At 69.6% G+C, this 17,879-nt stretch carries 12 protein-coding genes and 1 pseudogene; 7 read left to right on the top strand and 6 right to left on the bottom strand.

Features of this window, described 5'->3' with window-relative positions:
* Positions 1 to 313: 313 nt before the first annotated feature.
* The gene (locus POL72_RS45005) at positions 314 to 3,253 is read left to right on the top strand and encodes an SBBP repeat-containing protein (protein WP_272103079.1); all 2,940 of its coding nucleotides are present in this window, start codon (positions 314 to 316) and stop codon (positions 3,251 to 3,253) included.
* A gap of 261 nt (positions 3,254 to 3,514) precedes the next feature.
* On the opposite strand, the gene POL72_RS45000 is transcribed toward POL72_RS45005, so the two are convergent.
* The gene (locus POL72_RS45000) at positions 3,515 to 3,664 is read right to left on the bottom strand and encodes a hypothetical protein (protein WP_272103078.1); all 150 of its coding nucleotides are present in this window, start codon (positions 3,662 to 3,664) and stop codon (positions 3,515 to 3,517) included.
* Positions 3,665 to 3,982: 318 nt separating this feature from the next.
* On the opposite strand from POL72_RS45000, the gene POL72_RS44995 reads away from it, so the two are divergent.
* A complete protein-coding gene (locus tag POL72_RS44995; protein ID WP_373372322.1) occupies positions 3,983 to 4,216 on the top strand; it encodes a transposase in 234 nt (77 codons plus the stop codon).
* A gap of 110 nt (positions 4,217 to 4,326) precedes the next feature.
* On the opposite strand, the gene POL72_RS44990 is transcribed toward POL72_RS44995, so the two are convergent.
* Positions 4,327 to 5,718 carry a hypothetical protein gene (locus POL72_RS44990; protein ID WP_272103077.1) on the bottom strand — a complete coding sequence of 464 codons (1,392 nt, stop codon included), beginning with the start codon at positions 5,716 to 5,718 and terminating at the stop codon, positions 4,327 to 4,329.
* A gap of 451 nt (positions 5,719 to 6,169) precedes the next feature.
* Positions 6,170 to 7,150 carry a 2OG-Fe dioxygenase family protein gene (locus POL72_RS44985; RefSeq protein ID WP_272103076.1) on the bottom strand — a complete coding sequence of 327 codons (981 nt, stop codon included), beginning with the start codon at positions 7,148 to 7,150 and terminating at the stop codon, positions 6,170 to 6,172.
* A gap of 264 nt (positions 7,151 to 7,414) precedes the next feature.
* Between POL72_RS44985 and POL72_RS44980 the strand changes: the two genes are divergently transcribed.
* Together POL72_RS44980 and POL72_RS44975 are read left to right on the top strand one after the other, a co-directional pair.
* Entirely contained in the window at positions 7,415 to 7,549 is a 135-nt protein-coding gene (locus POL72_RS44980; RefSeq protein WP_272103889.1) for a hypothetical protein, read from the top strand.
* Positions 7,550 to 8,280: 731 nt separating this feature from the next.
* Positions 8,281 to 13,833, top strand: a complete 5,553-nt coding sequence (locus POL72_RS44975; protein ID WP_272103075.1) for an AAA family ATPase — start codon at positions 8,281 to 8,283, stop codon at positions 13,831 to 13,833.
* A gap of 51 nt (positions 13,834 to 13,884) precedes the next feature.
* Here the strand turns inward: POL72_RS44975 and POL72_RS52075 are convergent.
* Positions 13,885 to 14,220: pseudogene (locus POL72_RS52075) on the bottom strand (hypothetical protein); the annotation flags it as partial.
* A 560-nt stretch (positions 14,221 to 14,780) separates the two neighbouring features.
* Here POL72_RS52075 and POL72_RS44970 point away from each other — a divergent pair.
* Positions 14,781 to 15,200, top strand: a complete 420-nt coding sequence (locus POL72_RS44970; protein WP_272103074.1) for a hypothetical protein — start codon at positions 14,781 to 14,783, stop codon at positions 15,198 to 15,200.
* A 15-nt stretch (positions 15,201 to 15,215) separates the two neighbouring features.
* Here the strand turns inward: POL72_RS44970 and POL72_RS44965 are convergent, their stop codons facing one another.
* The gene (locus POL72_RS44965; RefSeq protein ID WP_272103073.1) at positions 15,216 to 15,341 is read right to left on the bottom strand and encodes a hypothetical protein; all 126 of its coding nucleotides are present in this window, start codon (positions 15,339 to 15,341) and stop codon (positions 15,216 to 15,218) included.
* 269 nt (positions 15,342 to 15,610) lie between these two features.
* Here POL72_RS44965 and POL72_RS44960 point away from each other — a divergent pair, with 269 nt between their 5' ends.
* Positions 15,611 to 16,684, top strand: coding sequence for a trypsin-like serine protease (locus POL72_RS44960; RefSeq protein ID WP_272103072.1), 1,074 nt, complete (start codon positions 15,611 to 15,613; stop codon positions 16,682 to 16,684).
* Positions 16,685 to 16,873: 189 nt separating this feature from the next.
* Positions 16,874 to 17,389, top strand: coding sequence for a hypothetical protein (locus POL72_RS44955; protein ID WP_272103071.1), 516 nt, complete (start codon positions 16,874 to 16,876; stop codon positions 17,387 to 17,389).
* A 164-nt stretch (positions 17,390 to 17,553) separates the two neighbouring features.
* Here the strand turns inward: POL72_RS44955 and POL72_RS44950 are convergent, their stop codons facing one another.
* Positions 17,554 to 17,805: a MoaD/ThiS family protein gene (locus POL72_RS44950; RefSeq protein ID WP_272103070.1), complete on the bottom strand. Its 252-nt coding sequence runs from the start codon at positions 17,803 to 17,805 to the stop codon at positions 17,554 to 17,556.
* Between the last annotated feature and the right edge of the window lie 74 nt (positions 17,806 to 17,879).

Raw genomic sequence — 17,879 nt, 5'->3', positions numbered from 1 at the left:
GGTACGGGCTCAGCCGAGGAGCTAGCCTGCGGCTAGGTGGTGCAGATCTGAAGCTTGAAAGGTCAGGCACGCTCGTTGCTCATGGCCCCAGCGACCCCCGCGAGAATCGGAGCGCGATGAGGGGCTATCCGGAAGCTCTGAGCTTTCGGCGGCGAGGAACACGCGCTCGTCGAGGGCAGGCGGCGTCAAGGCCGGACTCGCGGCCTCACACAGGCTGGATAGTACGGGGGCAACCAACAAAGAGAATGAAACATCGGTTTTCCCCAGCCTCAGGGCCATGTCGAGTTGACATCATTTACTGCGAGGTTCAAGCATGAAACGATTTCATTGTGAGACGCTTTCCGTGTGCATCCTGGCAGCAGGCGTCGCCGCTTGCAGCGGCTCGACCGGCGATCCTCTGCCGGTGGGCTCGACGAGAGGCCCCCAGCCCGACCAGGCTGCGCCGATCTCCTCCGGGGACGACGGCTCCGGAGCGGAGGGGGATGATCTCGCGCCCGCCGGAGAGCTGAACGAAGATACCAGCGCGACCGAGGAGGAGCTGAGGCCCAAGGAGGACGACTCCCCCCTGTCCACGCTCCCGTTCGACCCCATGGGGGGGGATCGCCTGAAGGGCCTCCCGCTCCCCTTGCAGAACGTGACCTGCCCCAGCTTCGAGGGATTCACGTGGCATGACGAGACGCCCACGACCGGCGCGGATCTCGGGAACGCGGTCGCCGCGTCCTGCGACGCCGTCTACGAGGTCGGGTCCACCACCGGGGCCATCTCGGGCGAGGTGAACAGCGGCGCGAGTGACGCCTTCATCCGCAAGGTCGGGCAGGACGGGAAACTAGTGTGGGGCGCGCAGATCGGCACGTCGGCGAACGACCAGGCGACGGGCGTCGCCGTCTCCTCGGCCCAGTGCCCCGCGAGCGGCAACGAGCCGCTCTACGTGGTCGGCCACACGAGCGGCGCGATCGAGGGCGGCCAGCACAAGGGATCTTCGGACGCCTTCCTCGTCAAGCTGAACGCAAACGGGACCGAGGCGTGGCGGCGCCAGCTCGGTACGGCTGCGGTGGATCAAGCGTGGTCTGTGGCCCACGCACCAGACGGCAGCGTCTACGTGGTGGGCTCCACAGGCGGGAATCTCGCCGGGGTGAACCCGCCGCCGACGAACGGCACCACGTCGCTGTTCGTGGCGAAGTATTCGGCGAGCGGCAATCTCGTCTGGACCAGGCAGCTCGGAGTGAACAACAAGACGACCATCGCGCGCAGCGTGTCCGTCGGAGCCGATGGGCAGGTCTACGTCGCCGGTTACACCACCGGCGCGCTGGCAGGCCAGCCGTACGCGGGCGGCAGCGCTGACGCCTTTGTCGCCCGCTACAGCGACAGCGGTGCTCTGGGCGGGGTGGCGCTCCTCGGAACGAACCTCCAAGACCAGGCGTTCAGCCTGACCACTGCGGTGGAGTCGGGTCAGACCGTCGTCTACGTCTCCGGCACGACCAACGGGAACTTCCCCTCTTATGCCTCTTCGACGAAGTATGACGCCTTCCTCGCCAAGCTGGACGCGAGCCTCACCACGCAATGGATCCGGCAGACAGCGGCGAGCGAGAACGTCTCCGCTACGTCGGTGGCCGTCGTCGGTGGATCTGTCGTGTTGACCGGCCAGACCTCCCGCGACCTCGACTCCGACGCGTCCCTCGGGAGCGAGGACATGTACCTGCGCGAGTACAGCGCGGCGGGGGCACACCTGCGCACCGAGTACATCGGCACGGACGCGACAGAGGCGGCGCAAGGCGTCGCCGTCGATCCGAGGGGCAACGTCTTCCTGACGGGCAGGACGGACGCGCCGTTCTGCGGTCACTCCTTCGGCGGCGGTGGTAGCGACGCCCTCCTCGTCAAGGTCATGAAGGGGTGCCGCGTGGACACCTCGGATTCGTGCAAGGCTGCCAGCTGCAACGGAGACCCCCATTACGTCAGCTTCGATCGTGTCGCCTTCGACTTCCAGGGGGAGGGCGACTTCGTGTTGGCGACCAGCGCGGCCACTCCCGATCTGGAGATCCAGATCCGGCAGTGCCCTGTGTCGCCGGGCATCTCGACCGGCCGGGCCGTGGGCGCGCGCATCGCGGGCGATCTCGTGGAGTTCCATGTGAACGGCGCGTTCTACCTGAACGGGCAACCGACGGTGGTGCCGTCGAGCGGCGCGCTCGCGCTCGCCGGCGGCGGGAGCGTCTACCGGTCCGCGAGCGGCAGGACCGTGCTGGCCTGGCCGACGGGAGAGCGGCTGGCGATGTATCCGAGGAGCTATGCCCTCGGCTTGTACCTGGACACGCTCTTCCTCGTCCCGCAGGCCAGCGTGGGCAGGATGCTCGGCCTCTTCGGGAACGCCGATAACGACCCCACCAACGAGTTCATGATGGCCCGGGACGGCAGCGCGCTGAGCAGCGCGCTGACGTTCTTCGAGATGTACCAGGACACGAACAGCTACGCGGACGTCTGGCGGGTGGACGCCGCGCAGGGCGACGTCGCGCTCATCCATCAGGGCACGCCGTGCGGCAATCCGGCCGGCACCGCGCAGCCGGTGTGGCTCAACGACCTGACCCCCGCGCAGAGGGCCGCGGGCGAGCTGGCCTGCGCCGGCATCACCGACGAGGCCATCAAGCAGACGTGCATCCTCGACGTGGGCCTCACCGGCGACCCGAGCTTCGCCGCCTCGGCCCAGCAGACCGCCACGGATCTCGCGAACCACGGGCAGGGCGGGCCGCTCATCAACAGCCCCCGCAGCGTCTACTTCAACAACTTCACCGGATCCATCGGCCCGGAGTGGGAGTCCATCGTCACCAGCGTGATCCCGCTCGGAGACCGCACCTTCCTGGGGCAGTTCGGCAACGAGACGGCGAACCTGACGCTCAACGATCTCGCCCCCCACACCGAGCTGACCGTCAGCTTCGACCTCTACCTCGTCAACGCTTGGGATGGCGATGGTCCCCTTGGCCCCAGCGTCTGGACCGCGTCCGCGGACGGCGTCGAGCTGCTCAGCGGGACCTTCTCCAACACCATGAGCTCCCAGAGCTATCCGCTGGACGGGAGCCTGGCCGGCTCGGGAGCGCGCGAGGTGAACACCCTCGCCTATCCGTACGGCGACTCCGTGTACCGCATGAAGCTGGTCTTCCCGCACTCCGCGCCCGACCTCGCGCTCGACCTGTCCGCGGCTGGGCTGACCGGCCTCTTCGATGAGGGCTGGGGCGTGACCAACTTCGAGGTCCAGGGGCGCTGACGCTCCCTGAAATAGCCGTGAAATAACCTCGACGGGCGGGCCTCTCCATAACCCGCCGGGCTATCGCCCATGGCCGCCGCGCTTGCCTCCCGGCACAGGCCTGCTGGTTGCCGACATCACTTTCCGGATGCCTCCGGGGCGCTTCGGCACGCAACCGCCGCGCGCGGGCGATCCCAGTAGAGCCTGCGGGCACTGGCGAGCGGCAAGGCTCCGGCAGCGAGTCGACGCGAGCGGCGGGCTCGACGTTCGGCCCAAGCTTGCTCACCCCTCCGGTGCCACCGGCAGCCCGAGCAGCCGACCGAGCGCCTCGTGAACGATCCGGGCCGCCACCTCATCCCCGAGGGCGACGGCGCGGTATAGGGTGCTGGCGAGCGAGGCGACCACCGCAGCCCTACGCGACGGATCGGTCACGGCGAGCTCCCCAAGCCCGGGGCTTGGCCGCTGGGCCCGGGTTGGGTCCACGCCCTCCGAACGGGTGCGATCCGTCGCCACGCTCTCCCGAAATCCCGCGGAAGCGACGGATCGCGACGGTTCACCCCCGCGGAAGAGTCCCGCCAGAGAAACAGATCGATGAATAGCGGCCTCCGGAAACAGCAACGAATTCCATAGTTTCCGCCAACTTTACCGCCGAGGGCGGCTCCGGTGTGGCCCAACGGGGCGCCCTCCGCCGCCGAGTCGCCGGCGGTTAGGGGCCCACGGCATCACCGATCGGGGGCGGCGCCTGGCCCGGTGACGCAACAGCTGGAGAGCATGTACCCGACGACGGGCGCAGGGGAGCCGCCGTATCCGCCGGCGCTGATGTGCATGGTCACCCTGCTGCAGGGCTACGTCGGCGCATTGAATGCCGAGGCCGTGGAGCTGTCCGTCGTCGGCCTGCGCTGGCAGAGGGTGCTCGGCTGCCTGGGTGCGGCCACGTCCGCGTTCTCGCAGGGCGCGCTGCAAGCGTTCCGGGAGCGAGGGTGACGATCTCGGCGCGCACGTCGAGGCGACGGTCCACGTCCGCCTGATCGAGCCCACGCCGGACTTCGGACCCGGGCGGAGCGGGCGGAGGGCGCCGTCGATTCGGGTCCTGGTCAGTCCTGCGTAGCCTGCGTCTCCGCGGTATTGCCGCCTGCGCTGGCGCCGGAGCAGTCGGCGGCAACCGCCCGGAGCGCCGCGACGCCTCCACGCGGAACGGCGTAGGTGATCGCAAAGGCCTCGCCGGACCAGGCGACCCGCGCGCGCGCGTCGCTCGCGTCCGGATCGGCCGCGCGCAGATCGATATCCTCGCCGACGGTGCGATGGAGCCACGTTCGCCGCCGGAAGCGCCCGCGCTCGCCGTGTGGCTCGATGTACTCGGCGAAGGGCATCCGGAGCGCGCCGCGCTCGGCGGCGCCGTCGGGGCGCAGCGCGAGGTGGTCGAGGGCGCCGCCGGCGCTGGCCGCGCCGGGAGCGTCGAGGACGGCGTACTGGACGGTATCCATGGAGCTCAGCCAGACCTGCCGCGCGACGTGGATCCTGCCGTCGGGCCCCCAGCGGGCCTGGAGGCGGGCGTCGAGGAGCCGCCCGGAGAGCGCGTCGGTGAAGTTGCCTTGTACCGAGCGCACGCCGCCGGGGCCGACGACGCGCAGCGCGCCGCCCTCGTCGAGGAGCAGGAGGGTCGGCGGGCCGGAGCCTCGCACGGGAAGCGCGTAGTCGGCGGCCGGCAGCTCGCTCCTTGTCACCTCGAGAGCGTCGCTGGCCGGCGCGCGTGCGGCGCACGAGCGCACGGCCGGCGCGCGTGCGGCCGGCACGTGGATTGAGATGAAGTCCTTGCCCGTGACGAGCGCGAAGGCGCGGTCCATCCCGGGGATCACGGCTTCGATGTCAAAGGGGCCGCCCTGGAGAGGCACCCACGCGCCGAGAGCACATCCTGCGGAGTCGGTGCGCTGGGCGACGAGGCCAACCGGCTCGAGCCTGGGGCACGGGCGCCAGCAGGGCCGGGAACAGACGTGCGGTTGCGGCGTGCCCGCCGGCCACGAGGAGCAGGTCGCGTCGACGCAGCGCGACGCGCAGGCGAGCGGGCGCACGACGAGGCGCTGGGCGAGCACGACGAAGCCGCCGGCGACGGGCACCACCTCCCGCGGCGCCGCGTCCTTCGGCAAGGCGAGCGCGACCTCGGCGCCCACCGTCTCCGCGAATGCCGTGAGCGGCCTCGCGCGTGCGCCTCCAGGGCCGGCCCACACCGCGAGCCCGCCGCGGTCGCCGAAGCCCAGGGCGAAGGCGCCTCCGGCGGCCAGGGCGCCAAGCTCGGAGGGGCCGCGGAGCTGGCAGCGCACCGCGCCGGCGTTGGCGGTGGTCGCCTCGGGCAGAGGGCGGTGAGGGGCGGCGGGAGGAGGTCCGCTCGCGGCCGCCGGAGCCGGAGCCGGGGCGAGCGTCGGGGCGGGGACGCAGCGGGCCGCGGCGAGCGAGGCGAGGACGGCAGCGCAGGTGCGTCGGGAGGGCATGATTCGGCGACACGCAGGGAGACGACCGCCTTGGGCTGCGCGAGGGCTGGCCGTGTGGATCGGCGGAGAAGATCGGCAGGATACAGCGATCGTGACGGAGCGGGGCGGGCGATGTCGGTCAGCAGCGCTCGTCGGCACGCGCGCACGCGCAGGCGGCGTGGCAATGGCGGCCGAGCTCGAAGGCGGCGGCGAGCCGGGTCGCGTCGGACAGCGCGATCCGGGTGCGAGGTCCATCTCTCAAGCAGGTTATTGCGAGCCGAGCTTCAAAGCGGCCTCCGCTTGCGCGCGCGTGAGGAGGTCATCGACGCGAGGCTGCTCAGCCCGCGTGCTGAGATGGCGGTCGTTGATCTCGGCTCCGCTGACTCGAAGCACCTCGACGACGTCGCGCCATTGCCTGGACGAGACTTCACCACGCTCGCGGTACCAGAGCAGCGCGCCGCTCTCCGCCGCTTCAGGCGCCCTGGAAGCCGCCCGCGCGGTACGTCAGCACCAGCGTGTCGCGATGGCCGAGCTCGCCGGCGGGCTGGATGGGCGTCGTCTCGTGGATCACGCGCTCGTCGTCCAGCAACAGCAGGCTCCACGGCTCGGTGAGCGTGAATCGCTGGCCTGCGGGCCCGTCCGCCTGGAAGACACGCGTCTCGCCACCCTTGATGCCCTCACGCCCGACGAGGAACACCGCCACGAGATCCACGCCGTCGCGGTGCGCGCCTTCCGGCGTGGGGCGGCCGATCCCCCCTTGCGTATCGATGCGGAACTGGTGCGCCTCGACGAACCAGGGCTGCTCGCCCTTGCGGCCGGAAGCGACCTGCCCGAGCGCACGCAGCAGGCGCGCCCAGGCGGGCGGATCCACCACCTGCGGCTGCATCGGCTCGAACCACCGCTGCATGCCGCCGTGCAGCGCGTTGTATTCGACGGGCTGCCAGTGCGCGCGACGCGGCGCCTGGCGCACCGCGCCGCCTTCGACCACGAAGCACGAGTGCCGCCGGCTGCGGTAGCGCCCGCCGTCCTTGAGGTAGCGGTCCGGCGGCAGGTCGTCCCAGGAGGGCCGCAGCGCATGCAGCTCGCCCAGGTCGCAGCCCGTGAGCTCGGCGACGCCCTGCGGGCTGAGCACCGCATAGCCCTGCTGGCGCAGCAGCACGGGCACCTGCGCGGGATAAGTGAAGGCGGGCGTGAGTTCCATCGCCTGCGAGTTTACCAGGCAGCCGGCCGCGCTGCCCGTGCTGCACCTGCGCAGCGCGGGCTTCGGCGGTCGCGCGGGCCGCTGATAGACCCGCCACCCTCCCTCAGCCACGCGGGCAACCGAGCGCGGAGTGACGATCCAGAGCGCGCCGTTCGGGCCGATATCGCTCTTGCGCCGAGGGGCGCGACTGTCTGCTCGTCCCCATGATGCGAGGTAGGCATGCTCCGACGGTGTGGTGTTGCGCGGTGGCACGCAGGGCGGATGGTGGGCCTTCTGCTTCCCGCGATGGGGCTGGTCCGGCCGACCTATCAGGCCAGCGTGCCCTCCTGTGCTAGTTCGGCGGGCAGCGGCGCGTTCAGGCGCTGCGACCGAGCCCCGGCGGCGCCGGGGTCACGGCTTCGCGTCGTCGTCGTCTGCGCACGCCGCCGCGCTTGCCTCCCGGCACAGGCCTGCTGCTTGCCGGCAGCACTTTCCGGAGGCCTCTTGGGCGCTTCGGCACGCAACCACCGCGCGCGGGTGATCTCAGTAGAACCTGCGGGCACCGACGAGCGGCAAGGCTCCGGCAGCGAGTCGACGCGAGCGCCGGGCTCGGAGGATCGGCCCAAGCCGGCGATGGAGCGCATCTTCGCGGAGGAGATCGCCCGAGTCTGAGCCGTGCGCGGGGCACGCGCCTCTGCCCGCCGCGCCCGCGCCCGCGCCCGCGCCCGCACCCGCGCCCGCCGCGCCGTGCGCTCTCAGCGAGGTCGCTCGCGCATGCCGAGCCCACGGTGCGAGTTGAGCCGACCCTGATCTCGGTCTTGCACTGGGGGCGGGCCTGACGGTGACAGAGGGTGTATCCGTCGAGATCCCGGCTGATCACGCCAGGCAGGAGCCGGCCCTCGGCCGCCACCTGCGCGAAGAAGGGGAGGATAGCTGAAAATGCAAAGGAGCACGTGTGTGCCTGCGGGTGCGGGGGGCGGGTCGCGGTGAAGCCGTGGCAATCGTGAACGACGGAGATTGGGTTCTCCTGCGAGTGGCGCGATGTCCTACGCCTGTCGGCGCGGTCCACTCGGACTTCAAGCCGGCGATGCGGATTCTCCGGGGCGCGATCAACCCTTCTTGGAACGACTTCGACGCCGCTCCTGTTCCGCAGCTCGGACGCACCACGTCCACGCTGCCCATAGCGCCCCTCCCGTGAGACCCCTGGCCGCCAAGGGGTGCGCCAAGCGTCCGGACTCCAGGGGGCGTTCGGAGTTTCCTGACGACCTCACGCGCCTGCACACCCAAGAGCCGCACGAGCTGGGCGTGGGCCAAACTCCGCCGGTGCCAAGTCACACCCTTTGGAATATATAAGTAGCTGGTCGTAGTGCGTCGCGTTGACGAGCGAGCGAGCAAGGTTTTCGATGATCGTCGAGAGAGGCTACGCGCTCCGCGAGAAAATCGAGGAAACTGCCGATTTCGCCCTGTACCGCGCATACCACGAGGGCGACGGCGTCCCGGTTTTACTGAAAATCCTGTGCGCGGAAAGATCGACCAGCGCCGAGGTCGTGCGCTTCAAGCACCAGTACGAGCGCATCGCGCGCCTCGCCTCGCCCCGCCTCGTCGCCCTGCGCGGCGTCGAGGCGCTCGCCGGCTCCTTGATCGTCGTCCTCGAGGACTTCCCGGGCCGCGATCTCGCGCGGATCCTCGCCGCGCGCCCGTCACGCAGGATGCCGGTCGGCGAGGCGCTCGATCTCGCGGCCGCGCTCGCCGAAGGTCTCGCCGCGGTGCACGTGGCCGGGCTCGTCCACCGCGATCTGCGCCCGCAGAACGTGCTCGTCGGCGCGCGCGGCGCGGTCAAGATCAATGGCTTCGGCGTCGACGCCGAGATCACCCACGCGCACGAACGGCTCTACGCGCCGGCGGTCATCGCCGACGTGCTGCCCTACGTCTCCCCCGAGCAGACAGGCCGCATGAACCGCGGCGTCGACTACCGGACCGACCTCTACGCGCTCGGCGTCATTCTGTACCAGATGCTCACGGGTCGGCGCCCCTTCGAGGCCCTGGACCCGATGGAGCTCATTCACGCGCACCTCGCCCTCGCGCCCACGCCGCCGTCCTGCGTCGATCCGACCATCCCCGAGGCCGTTTCCGACATCGTGCTCAAGCTGCTCGCGAAGAACGCCGAGGAGCGTTACCAGAGCGCCGAGGGCCTGCTCGCCGACCTCGAGCACTGCCGCGAGGCCCTGCGCGGCACGGGGACGATCGAGCCCTTCGTCGCGGGCCAGCGCGATCGTCAGGACCTCTTCCGGATCCACCAGAAGCTCTACGGCCGCGAGCATGACATCGAGGCGCTCACCGCCGCGTTCGAGCGCGCGCTTGAGGGGGGCCGTGAGATCGTCCTCGTCTCCGGCTACTCGGGGATCGGGAAGTCCTCGCTCGTACACGAGATCTTGAAGCCACTCGCGCGGCAGAAGGGCTATTTCACGAGCGGCAAATACGACCAATACAACCGCGGCGCGCCCTACAGCGCGGTGATCCAGGCGTTCGACGGCCTCGTGCGGCAGATCCTCACCGAGAGCGATGCGCGCATCCTCCGCTTTCGGAGCGCGCTCCTCGAGGCGCTCGGGCCGAACGCGCAGGTCGTCTGCGACGTCATCCCGTCGCTCTCCCACGTGATCGGCCCGCAGCCGCCCGTCCCGGCGCTCGGCCCGATCGAGGCGCAAAACCGCCTGAACCGGTGCTTCTTGCTGTTCGTCTCGGTGTTCGCGCGGCGCACGCACCCGTTCGTCCTGTTCCTCGACGATCTTCAGTGGATCGACCCCGCGAGCGTCGGGCTGCTCCGCGCGCTCCTCGCCGACGACTCGCTCGATGCCCTCTTTTTCTGCGGCGCTTACCGTGACAACGAGGTATCGCCCGGGCACCCGTTCGTCCTGGCGATCGAGGAGCTCAAGCAAGCCGGGCTCGTCGTGCGCAACATCGTACTCACCCCGCTCGCGCGCCCGCACCTGATCGAGATGCTCTCGGATAGCCTCAAGCGCAGCGACTGTGGGCCGCTCGCCGATGCGGTGCAGAAGAAGACCGGCGGCAACCCGTTCTTCGTCAAGGAGTTCATCCGGCCGCTGCACGACCACGGCGTCCTCGCGTACGCAGCCGGATCAGGCTGGCGCTGGGACCTCGCCGCGATCGACGCACTCGGGTACACGGACAACGTCGCAGACCTCATGGTGCGCACCATCGCGCGCCTGCCGCCGGCGACGGTAAAGGCGCTCAACCTCGCCGCGGCGATCGGCAACCGGTTCGACCTCGACGTGCTCGCCGCGGTGAACGAGTGCTCGCCGGAAGACGCGTATGCCCGCCTCGATCCCGCCGTGAGCGAGGGGCTCGTGATCGCCGGGCGCGGCGGCTACCGCTTCGCCCATGACAAGGTCCAGGAGGGCGCCTACGCGATGATCCCGGAGGCGGACCGACCCGCCTTCCACCTCCGGATCGGCCGGCTGCTCGCGGGCAAGCTAGACCTCTCGGAGAGCCAGAGCCTCTTCGACGTCGTCGGCCACCTGAACAGCGCAGGCGACCTCGTGTCGGACCCCGCGGAGCGCCTGCACCTCGCCCGCATGAGCCTCGAGGCCGCATGCCGCGCCGAGGACTCGGCCGCCTTCGGCGCCGCGCTGCGCTACCTGCAGTTCGGCCTCCTGCACCTTCCGGAGGACGCCTGGGCGTCACAGTACCCGCTCCGCCTCGAATACGCGAAGAGAGCCGCCCTGATGCTCTCGCTCTGCGGCCAGCATGACGACGCCCTCGCGATCCTCTCCGAAGGCCTGGAGCGGGCCGCGAGCCGGCTCGATCGTACCGAGGTGCTGCGGCTCAAGATGAACGTGCAGGTGCTCAAGAACGACCTGCCAGCCGCGCTCGCGGAGGGGCTCGAGGCCCTGCGCCCGTTCGGGATCGACCTGCCTCTCTTCCCGGACGACGCCATGCTCGACGCCCAGGTGCGGGCGACGATGGATCTCGTCCGGGAAAGGACGATCGAGGCGCTGCCAGGCCTGCCGCCGCTCGCGGACCCGGAGATCCTCGCCATGCAGGACGTGCTCCAGGAGCTCTTTCTCCCCTGCTACTTCCTGGCCACGAACGACCTCGGCATCACGGTCGCGAAGATCCTCGAGAACACGCTGCGCCACGGGCTCTCGAAGAACTCGATCTTCGGCTGCATGAACTTCGGGATGCTCCTCTGCGCCCGCGGCGACATCGCGCTCGGCTACCGCTTCGGCCGCGCCGCCATCGACCTCGCGGACCGCTACACGGACAAGAAGTCCGAGGCGATGCTCCGCAATATGTGGGGCGCCTTCGTGCAGCATTGGCGAGAGGGCTACGCCGCCTGCAAGGCGTCGCTGGTCGCCGGGATGCACACCGGGCTCGAAACGGGCCAGTACATCTGGTCGTTCTACAACACGGCCAATGGCATCACGAACAGCCTCCTGCGCGGCCTCCCGCTCTCCGACCTCCTCGCCGAGGCGCGGAGCTACCAGCCGATGCGCAAGCTCGACGAGTTCAATGCCATCACCTGGGCGGTCGGCGCGGTCGGACAGATCGCGCACCAGCTCTCGGTCGAGACCGAGCGCCCCGCCGCGCTCAAGGGGGCGTGGGTCGATATCGACGAGGTGATCGAGGAGTCCCGCCGCATCGACAACCAGGCCTCGTTCTTCTTCGCCCACTTCTACATCGTCATCCTCTGCGTCTTCCAGGGCCTGTTCGAGCAAGCGGCGCGCGCTGCGCTCTTGCCGAACATCGAGATCCCGGCCGTGGCGGCCTGGCATGGCAACCCCGCGTTCCATTGCTACGCAGGCATCGCGTTCACGCAGGCGGCGGACGTCGTCTCCCCAGCGGAGCGCGCGCTCTTCCTCGCCCGCGCCGAGGTCTCCGCCGAAAAACTCTCGCGCTGGGCGGACCTCTGCCCGGAGAACCTGGCGCACCGCCGCGCCCTCCTCCGCGCCGAGCTCGAGCGCGTCCGCGGCGACGCGCGCGCCGCCGGGGACCGCTACGACGAGGCGATCGCTCTCGCGCAGCGCGGCGGCTATCTCCACGACGAGGCGCTCGGCAACGAGCTCGCGGGCCTCTGCTTCCGCGCGCTCGGCAAGGAAACCATCGCCGGCGCCTACCTGACCAAGGCGCACAAGGCGTATGGCCGCTGGGGCGCGACGGAGGCGATGCGGCGCCTCGAGAACGCGTACCCCGACCTCGTCCCGGGCGAGAGCCTCCGCGGCGAGAGGAGCCCGCAGGCCGGCGCCGCGCTCGACGTCGGCTCGGTGCTCAAGGCCTCTCAGGCCATCTCGGGCGAGATCGTCCTCGACCGCCTGCTCGACGCGCTCATGCGCATCATGGTCGAGAACGTCGGCGCGCGGCGCGGCGTCCTCCTGCTCCTGCGTGACGGACGGCTCGTCGTCGTGGCCGAGCACCACATCCGGGATGCGTCGGTCCACGTGCTCGGCGCGGCGCCCCTCGAGGGCCGCAAGGACCTGCCGGCCAGCGTCGTCACGTACGTGGCGCGGACGCGCGAGACCGTCCTGCTCGACGACCTCGCGATCGACGGGCCGTTCGGGCGCGATCCGTGCTTCGCCGGCGGTGCGCCGCGCTCCTCGCTCGCCGCGCCCATCGTCTACAAGGGCCGCCTCGCCGGCGTGATCTATCTCGAAAACGACCTCACCCGCTCTGCCTTCACCCCCGATCGCGTCGAGGTGATCCGGCTGCTCTCCGCCCAGGCGGCCAACTCCATCGAAAATGCGCGCCTCTATGCGGATCTGCAGCAGGAGAACGCGGAGCGACGGCGCGCCGAGGAGGTGCTCCGCCATTCCCTCTCGCTCCTCGAGGCCACGCTCGAATCGACGGCGGACGGCATCCTGGTCGTCGACGACGAGCAGCGCGTCCTGTGTCAGAATCACAGGTTCACGGCGATGTGGCGCATCCCGGACGAGATCCTCTCCACCGGGTCGGACGACACGTTCCGTACGTTCGTCTGCGACCAGGTCCTCGATCCCGAGGCGTTTCTGCAAAGGATCCGCGCTCTCTATGCCTCGCCCGAGGAGTCCAGCGTCGATGCCATCCCGTTCGCGGACGGGCGCGTCTTCGAGCGTTATTCGCAGCCCCAGCGCCTCGGCGGGCGCGTGGTCGGGCGGGTCTGGAGCTTCCGCGACATCACCGCGCGCGTGCGCGCCGAGCAGCAGCGCGATCAGCTCCTCCTGGACGAGCGGCGGGCGCGCACGGCAGCGGAGGAGGCCGTGCACCTGCGGGACGAGTTCCTTTCTATCGCCTCGCACGAGCTCCGCACCCCGCTCACCAGCCTGCAGCTCGCCATTCAATCGCTGGGGAAAAGGCTCGCGCGGGGCATGGACGTCGAGCGCGTGCGATCCGCGGTCGCCCTCTCTGGCCGCCAGGTCAAGCGCCTCACCGACCTCATCGATATGCTGCTCGACGTCTCCCGGATCCAGGCGGGGAGGCTCGAGCTGTATACGGCGCCCGTCGAGCTGCGCGCGCTCGTCGACGAGGTCGTCGCCCACCTCGGCGATCAGATCGCGCAGTCAGGCAGCGTGGTCGCCGTGCGCGCGGAGCAGCCGGTCATCGGCCGGTGGGACCCGCAGCGCCTGGAGCAGGTCGTGACCAACCTCCTCACCAATGCGATCAAATTCGGGGAACGCCAGCCGATCGACATCACCATCACCCGGGAAGATCGGGTCGCGCGGCTCTCGGTGACCGACCGTGGGATCGGGATCTCGGCCGAAGTGCAGGCGCAGCTCTTCGAACGATTTCGCCGCGGCGTCTCGTCTAAGCATTACGGGGGGCTCGGGCTCGGCCTCTACATCACCCGCACCATCGTCGAGGCGCACGGCGGCCGAATTCGCGTGTCGAGCGAGGTCGGCCGGGGCTCGACCTTCTGCGTCGAGCTGCCGCTCTCGACCGAGCGCGCGGGGGATTTGTCGTCGTAGCGGTTGCCTCGAGCGGCTTCGTGAGTTCGGCTTGGTCACCTGTCCCTCGGTTTGTCCGTTGCTCCACCTCTCGGTGAGCGCGGCCCTGACTGCGCGCTCGTCGCGGCAGAGCCCCGCGGCGAAGTCGCGAAACTCGACCAGCGAACTCGCCTTGGCTTGCTCCAGCCAGGGCACCAGCGCAGCGGTATCGCGGGCGCGGACCAGCTGGGTGAATTTCTGCGCAAGGCGTTGTCCGGCAGCGATCGTGGGGCAGTCTTCGAGCAGGTGGTAGATGTAGCGACGTTGGTCGGGGTTCAGCTCGAACGCGGGCTTCGCCGGGTCGGAGTTCGGCGCGGCGGCAGTCGTCAGCAGCCACCAGCGCAGGTTTCGGGGCGATGGAGCGCGCATCTCTGTCGAAGTCGTGGCGCGCGAGGGCGCGCGGCCAGCTGGCTCGTGCGGATCGTCGACCCGCCTCCACGAGGTCACGTGGCGCTGGACGGTCCGCAGAGTGCCTCGGAAGCCTTGCTGGACGAGAATGATGCCTCAAAGCAATGCCGGTCGGCCAGGACTGCCGCTGGCTACCAGCGATCGCGCAAGCGCTCCGGACAGCCAGGCGCCATCGGGAGCGCATCCTTTCGACACGACGCCTCCGGACGAGCGCCTGCAGAGCCTGCGGGAGCCGGCGAGCGGCAAGGCTTCGGCAGCGAGTCGACGCGAGCGGCGGGCTCGACGTTCAGTCGGGGCGGGCGACGGATCGCACCGGTTCGCCCCCGCGGAACAGTCCCGCCAGAAGCACCGCGCGATGACGAGCGGTCGCCGGAAACTCGAGCTCGGTATGCTCGCGAACCTCCCCTGCTCGATGGAGAGTGGTTGAACAGCGTCTTCTTCGCAGCCGGGGGCCGATGGAGCACCTGTCATGCTGGTGGATCGAGTTGCCGCCGGCAGACTGGCGCGTGTAGCATTTGACAATGCGAGCGGTGCTCTCGATCTGCCTCTGGACCGTCTTGGTCGTGCTCTCCAGCGCCGGCTGCAAGCGCCTCAAGACAGGCGCCCGCGAAGACTTCGCGGAGAGGTATAGCTGCCCGGAGGACAGGGTCGAGGTGCGCGAGCGTGACGACGTCAAGTGGAGCACGGTCGTGCTCGGCGACGCGCCGCGGGAGGCCCCGCCGGCCGAGGTGAAGAACGACCCGGGACGGCTCGCCAAGTGGCACGCAGACCGCGCCGAGCAGGACGCGGAGACGAGGGAGACGCTCGACGATCTCGACGTGTTCCAGGTGCGCGGGTGCGGGCACGACGAGCTCGTCGCCTGCAGCCACCCGGCGGACGGCGATGGCGTCGCGACCGACAGGGTGGTTTGCTTCCAGGGGCCGAAGCGACCCAACCCCTGACCGGACAGGCCGTGCTCACGTGAGCCAGGCAGCCGGCGTCGAGCCGAGGTCGATCATGGGCGCGCCGAGAAGCGCGGTGCGGCGCCACGCCAGCTCGCGCTGAGGCTGGTCCGCGCGGTCCACGGCATCGGGCAGGGCCACCCAGCGTGTTCTCACAGGCCCGCTCGGGCTTGCAAGCGCGCGAATTGATGCGCTTGCCGATCCGACCCGTGAACGGATATCCACTGTGCTGATGGGTGGAGCCACCAGCTGGAGGCCGTCGCCTCCATCCAACGCTTGACGGACGCACACGCCCTCGTCCCCAGGACCACATTTTCCCGGAAATCGACGTGGATCGACGCGACAATCACCGGTCGCCCCGCGCCGGCATGGTTGTTGCCGAAGCACGATGCGTAAGACGGAGAGCCATCATGAACAAATCACTCGCAGTGATCATTGTCGCCGCCTCCTATTCCATCGCCGGATGCGTCCTCGATGCCCCCAATGGCCCCGACACGCACCTCGGCGCCGAGCTGACGAACGAGCACGCTGGAGCACTTACGAACGGCGAATCCCCCGTTGCCGACAAAAGCCCCCTGGCAAAATCGACGGTTCGAGTCTCAACTCAGACGCACCCATCGTGGTTCCCCCCCGGAATCGACTGGGTAGATGACTGCACGGGGGTCATCGTCGGCCCTCGGCACGTGCTGTCGGCGTCGCACTGCGTTCCGCCAGCGGGCGACACCACGGTGACGTTCTATGACGGTCCGCTGCCAACGGGGGACTTCGCCACGGTGGTCGCGACCGTGGCACCGAGCGGGGTCGAGCTGGGCTCGCATTCGGATGACGGCCGCCGGGACACCAACGGCAAGTTCGCCGACATCGCGGTACTCACGCTCGACTCGGATATCCCGAGCTATACGCGCCCGGCGTTGCTCCCCCTGGGCTACCCCGGCAATGATGTTTCCGGTTACATGGTCGGCATCGGATATCACGACAATCAGCCGAACGACGACGACTGGGATATGCGGAAGCTCTCTGAGGCCACGTATTCGAGTAACGTGAATGACGGGCACTTCTTGGTCAATGACGGGCGCCTTTTGACAGATTGGCCGAACGCCAGCCATGGCGACTCCGGAGGCCCCTTCCTGGTCTGGGCGAGCACGCCGGGCCGATACGTCGTTCACGGCGTGGCAGCCTCGAGCGTCGACGAGTGGGGTACGTGGAAGACGAAGTACACGAGCATCACGTACCGGCTGAACTGGGTCCTCAACAAGATCAGCTATACCGGAGGAATGACCCGCAATGTGGGCGTCCGACTCGTGTCAAGCAGCTTCACTGTCGCTCCGTCGGTCGATCAGAGCCGCAAGTGTGCCTTGTATTGCGAACACGCCCCCAGCTGCTCAAGCTATTCCTATTCACTCACTGGCCAGTTGTGCACGCTCAACCTCGGGAGCGCGACGCCTGTAACGGCGAGCGGCTTCGTCTCGGGAGAGAAGCCATGAACGACGCCCCCCGGCGCCCGCTACGTCAGGGAAGATGTCGCCGAAGGACCACGCGCGGCGAAATCTCGCAAGCTCCCCAGCTCGCCTCCAGCAGGTGGATATCGCTTTCCCTTGCGTCCCTTACGCTCTTGCGGTGTCCTCTCCATGGATCACGTCGTTGGTGGCGCGGGATCGCATCGGAGGACGAGCATGGAGAGCTTCTTGCGGTGGACGATGGGGGTGTCTGGGCTCGGGCTGGTCGTGGCCCTGACGGGAGCCGCCGGCTGCCTCGGCACGGCCGAGGGGGAGGACGCAGCGCTGGCCGAGCCGAGCGCGGCGGGGGCGCAAGCGCTGACCGGGTGGCAGTGCGCGGCGTGCGCCAGCGGCGAATACACGCACTCCGTGTCGCTGAGCCAGGGCAGCGCGCTCGGCTGCGCGAACGGCGAGGCGTACCGCTGCGAGCTCATCCCCTGGGCCACGCGGGCGTCCTTCGCGCATTGCGACGCCTCCGTCGCCTGTCCGCCCGGCTGGTACGTGAGCAGCTCGCAGAGCGGGCCGAGCTACTGCGCCGGGATCTACGATCGGATCTCGTGCGGCGCGGTGCCGTACCCGAGCGGGGCTTACGCGACGTGCGACCCGATCTGTTACCCTGGCTTCACCCAGACGGTGGTGAATGCCGGCGTGCCGAGCTGTGATTTCCAGGACAAGCGCACCTGCGTGAAGTGAGCGGCGGCGCCACCTCCCGCCGCGACCCAGCTCCCTCCGGCGAGCGCGCACACGAGCCGCGGCGACGGCATCGGTCCTGCCCGTCGTCAACAGCCGGGCGCTGGCGAGCAGCACGGCTGACGCGGCTCCCGCTGCGCTTCCGCGCCGCGCCGCCGTGAGCCGACCTAGCCGCCGGCGACCGGCGGGATCAGCGCGACATCGTCACCGCAGCGGATCTTCTCGTCCGCATGGGCGTAGGTCCCATTGACAGCAAGGCGGATCGAGCGCCGATGCGGCGTGAGCGCCGGATAGCGCCGGCACACCTCGCCCATGAACTCCTCCACCGTGCAGGGGCCGCTCAGCTCGAAGCGTACCTCCGAGGCCCCGACGATGTCGCGCGCGCCTCCGAAGGCGAGCAAGTTGACGGTGTTTCCCATGGCTGAAACGTACCATCCCATGAAGCTCGACGCCGCGACGCCCGATCGATCATCCCCGCTCCGCTGAGGCATCG

Origin of the sequence: Sorangium aterium (assembly GCF_028368935.1) — a bacterium.
In the GTDB taxonomy this organism is placed as follows: domain Bacteria; phylum Myxococcota_A; class Polyangia; order Polyangiales; family Polyangiaceae; genus Sorangium; species Sorangium atrum.
Note: the sequence above shows the minus strand (reverse complement) of the source record. Positions and strands in the feature narration are given on the sequence as shown.